Origin of the sequence: Amycolatopsis sp. CA-126428, assembly GCF_002904335.1 — a bacterium.
Taxonomy (GTDB): Bacteria; Actinomycetota; Actinomycetes; order Mycobacteriales; family Pseudonocardiaceae; genus Amycolatopsis.
This window is the reverse complement of sequence record NZ_PPHF01000060.1, coordinates 1-3788: the sequence shown is the minus strand read 5'-3', so window position 1 is coordinate 3788 and position 3788 is coordinate 1. Positions and strand designations below refer to the sequence as shown.

Sequence of the window (3788 nt, the reverse complement as noted above, 5' to 3'; positions counted from 1 at the left end):
TGTTCTGCGCGTTGTCGCCGTTCTGGGCGTCACCGGTGCTGGCGTAGAGCTTGCCGTCGGGCCCGAAGCGCAGCCGGCCGCCGTTGTGGAACTTGTTGCGCAGCAACCCGCTGAGCAGCACCTGTTCCGTACTGGTGGTGAGCTTGTCGTTCTCCAGCTTGATCCGCACGATCCGGTTGTCGGACGGCGAGGTGTGCATGATGTAGAGCCAGTGGTCACTGGCGAACGTGGACGCGATGGCCAGGCCGAGCAGGCCGCCTTCGCCGTCGGTGTTGTCGACGCCGGGGACCGTGCCCACGGTGGTCTTGGCCCCGGTGGCGGGGTTCAGGTGGACGATGTCGTGGGCGTCGCGCCGGGTGTAGAGGATCGTGCCGTCCGGCAGGGTCACCAGGCCCCACGGGATGTCGGTGTCGGTCGCGATCTGCGTCACCGCGCACACGGACGCGCCGCAGGCCGCGCCGGTCGTGACGGAGGTGGACGCGCTGGGCGCCGACACGTTCGCCTGGGCGTCCCGCGCGACGACGTAGTACGAGTAGCTCGTGTTCGCCGCCAGCCCGCTGTCGACGAAGGTCGTCGCGGGCGGCGCGGTGGCGGTCCCGGTGACGGCGCCGACCTTGGCGCCCCCGCGGTAGACGTCGTACGCCCGGACGCCGACGTCGTCCGTCGCGGCCGTCCAGTTCAGGGTCACCGTCGTGCCGGACGCGCGGCCGGTCAGCCCGGTCGGCGCGCTCGGCGCCTGGGTGTCCGGCTGGCACTGCGGAGGCGTGATCGGCACCGTGGTGCTGGCCTGCGAGACGTTGCCCGCGGCGTCCCGCGCGTTCACGTACAGGCCCCAGGTCACGCCGCCGACCACGGTGAGGCTCGTCGACAGAGTGCTCCCGCTCACCGACTTCATCAGCTGGCCGTCGTGGTAGACGTCGTAGAACGCGACGCCCACGTTGTCGGTGGACGCGTTCCACGAGAACGTCACGGCATCGCAGACCAGGTCGCTCACCCGCGGGCTGCCCGGCACGCTCGGCGGCTGGGTGTCGGCGGCCAGCGACGTCCGCCACTTTTGGTTGTCCTGCCCGGTGCAGGTCCACAGTCCGACCAGGGTGCTGTTGGCGGTGCCCGCGCCGGTGACGTCCAGGCAGAGGCCCGACTGCACGCCGGTGATGGAGCCGTCTGTGTTGATTCGCCAGTGCTGGTTGGCCCCGCCGTTGCAGGTGTAGATCTGGACGTCGGCAGGAGCGGTCGTGTTCTGGCCGACGACGTCGAGGCACAGAGTGTCGTCGTAGACTCGCAGCTCACCTGCGGGTGTGTACGTCCACGCCTGGTTGGCCTGTCCGTTGCAGTCGTAGATGTTGACGCCTGTCTTGGGCGTGGTGCTGTTGCCGATGACATCCAGGCACCGGCCGGAGGCCACGCTGGCCACGGTTGAACCTGCGGCCGCGGCGGTTGCGCCTGGCACGAACATCACCGCCGCGGCGGCGACGGCGGCGACTATCGCCGTCAGGACTCGTGGGCGTGACCGCCGACGGTTGCTTGAGTAGGACATTGTCTTGCCTTTCGCTGTGGATCGGCTTGTGGATCACCGCTAACGGCCGGGTTGGCTCCCGCTGCGCCGGACGCCGCCGGGAGCGGGCGAGCGCGGCCCACACTGGTGGGCCCTGGACCGGACGTCACGACCAGTCTTTTGTGGACCGATGGGATGGTCGCAGGCTGTTGGCACCCGTCACGGTCGTCACGAGACCTTCCACGTGGATAATCGCCACACTGGCGTGCATCTCCCGTCGACGCGTGGACAAAGTCTCGCCGGACGTTGGTGGGCCTGCCCGCCGGGCCCTCCGGCGGGCAGGCTGTGCATCCGACGACGATCAACGCGCGCTACCCGAGGTGCCACTTCTGGTTCGCGCCGCCGTTGCAGTCCCACAGCTCGAGTGGCGCACCGGCACCACCGAACCCGGTTACGTCGACGCATTTGTTCGCCTGGGGGTTGACCAGGTCGCCGGCGGCGCTCACGACGAACTTCTGGTTCGCACCGCCGTTGCAGCTCCACAGCTGGATGGCGGCGCCGTTGTCCGATGAACCACCGGCCACGTCCATGCATAGCCCGAGCGCGCGGACCGTGCCGTCGCTCGAGAAGGACCAGTTCTGGTTCGCTCCGCCGTTGCAGTCCCACAGTGCCAGTCGCTGACCCGCGGTTCCGTTCGCACTTGGCACGTCGATGCACTTGTCCTGGTACCCGATGATGCGATTGGTGGTCCCGCCGCCCGTCGTGGTCAGCTTCAGGCCGTACGCAGAGAGGATCTCGTTCACCGGCTGGAAGAAGGTCGTGCCCCCGGTCGTGCAGTCACCCGAGCCGCCGGAGGTGACGCCCTGCGCCTGGTTGCCCGCCATCCACGCTCCGCCCGAGTCGCCGCCTTCGGCGCATGCGGTCGTCGACGTCAGGCCGTAAACGATGCGCCCGTCGGAGTAGTTCACCGTGGCGTTCTTGGCCTGGATCGTGCCGCAACGCCACCCGGTGGTCCGGCCGGAACGGCAGACCGAAGCGCCGATACCCGCCTCCTGGGAGCCGGCGACCTCGACGTTGCCGCCTGCGTAGTTGTTCACGTACGGGCGCGGCGTCCAGTTCGCGTTGGTGCGGACCCACGCGTAGTCGTTGTCTGGGAACGACGACGCCGCGAAGGTGCCCTGGTCGACGTTGTTGTATCCCAGGGTCGGGTAACCGGCGCTACCGCAGTGCCCGGCGGTGACGAAACCCCCATCGACGGAGAAACCCACCGAGCACAGAATGTTGCCGTTGATCACGTACTGGTCGCCGCCGCGGATGTCGTAGAGCGGCCGGGGTGCCTGGGTCACGCGAGTCTGCACGGTCAGCCCCGCTTTGGCGCCGAAGGACCGGGCCGCGGCCGCGGACGCGGCTTCGACCACCACCGAGTTCGACGCCGGGTCGACGTACCAGGCATGGACGTCAGCCGGGACGGAAACCTCGTCCAGCCGGAGCTTGTCGGTGTCCAGGGCCTGCTCGGAGCGCTTCACCGCCACGGGTGTGGCGCCGGCGGCGCGCACCGTCGTGGCATCCGCCGAATCGAGCACGCCGACCTTCAGGCCGCCGCCGTCGTACCACGCGCCGCCGAACCGGCCGGAAAGCGTGGCGCGCAGAGTCTTCTCCAGTGGCAACGACTGCAACTCGTGGAACTGGCGCACCGCGACCTGGGCCTGCGAACCGGGACTGTCGCCGATCGTCGATACCGGCGGAGCGGCCGCGGCGGCCGTTGTGGTAGCGGTGGGCACGGACAGGACGGCAGCGGCCAAGACGACGGCGCAACTGTGGGCAATACGTCTCACGACATCTCCTTCGGGAGGAAGAGGAGCGTGAGAGCGCGCTCTCCCGATCGAGCTTTGCAGGTGGTCTAGACCTCGTCAATAGGTGATGGAAAAGCTTTTGGCGAGACTATGGGAAGGTGGTTCCGGTCGGACGCGACAGATGAGCCCGTAGGAAAAGGGGCGCGCGAATTCGCGGTTCGGCCATGAAATTCGTGGTGCGGCCGGCTCGGTGTAGCGACCTCCGGGCCCACCACACCGAGCCGGTTCGCAGGTCAGCCCTGGTGCCACTTCTGGTTCGCTCCGCCGGTGCAGTCCCACAGCGCGAGGGCCGCTCCGTCGTTGCCGTTCCAGCCTTGGATGTCCACGCACTTGTTGGCCTGCGGGTTGATGAGGTCGCCCGCCGCGCTCAGGACGAACTGCTGGGCGGCGTTGCCGCTGCACGTGGCGATCTGGATGACCGCCCCGTTCGCCGTGGAGCC

At 68.7% G+C, this 3788-nt stretch carries 3 protein-coding genes; all 3 read right to left on the bottom strand.

Annotated elements, in window-relative coordinates; all coding sequences use genetic code 11:
• A partial coding sequence (locus C2L58_RS15390) for a ricin-type beta-trefoil lectin domain protein (protein ID WP_103338258.1) occupies window positions 1–1537 on the bottom strand: 1537 nt, incomplete at its 3' end.
• A 329-nt stretch (window positions 1538–1866) separates the two neighbouring features.
• Window positions 1867–3330 carry a ricin-type beta-trefoil lectin domain protein gene (locus C2L58_RS15385; protein WP_103338257.1) on the bottom strand — a complete coding sequence of 488 codons (1464 nt, stop codon included), beginning with the start codon at window positions 3328–3330 and terminating at the stop codon, window positions 1867–1869.
• Between the two features lie 251 nt (window positions 3331–3581).
• A partial coding sequence (locus C2L58_RS15380) for an RICIN domain-containing protein (RefSeq protein ID WP_146073605.1) occupies window positions 3582–3788 on the bottom strand: 207 nt, incomplete at its 5' end.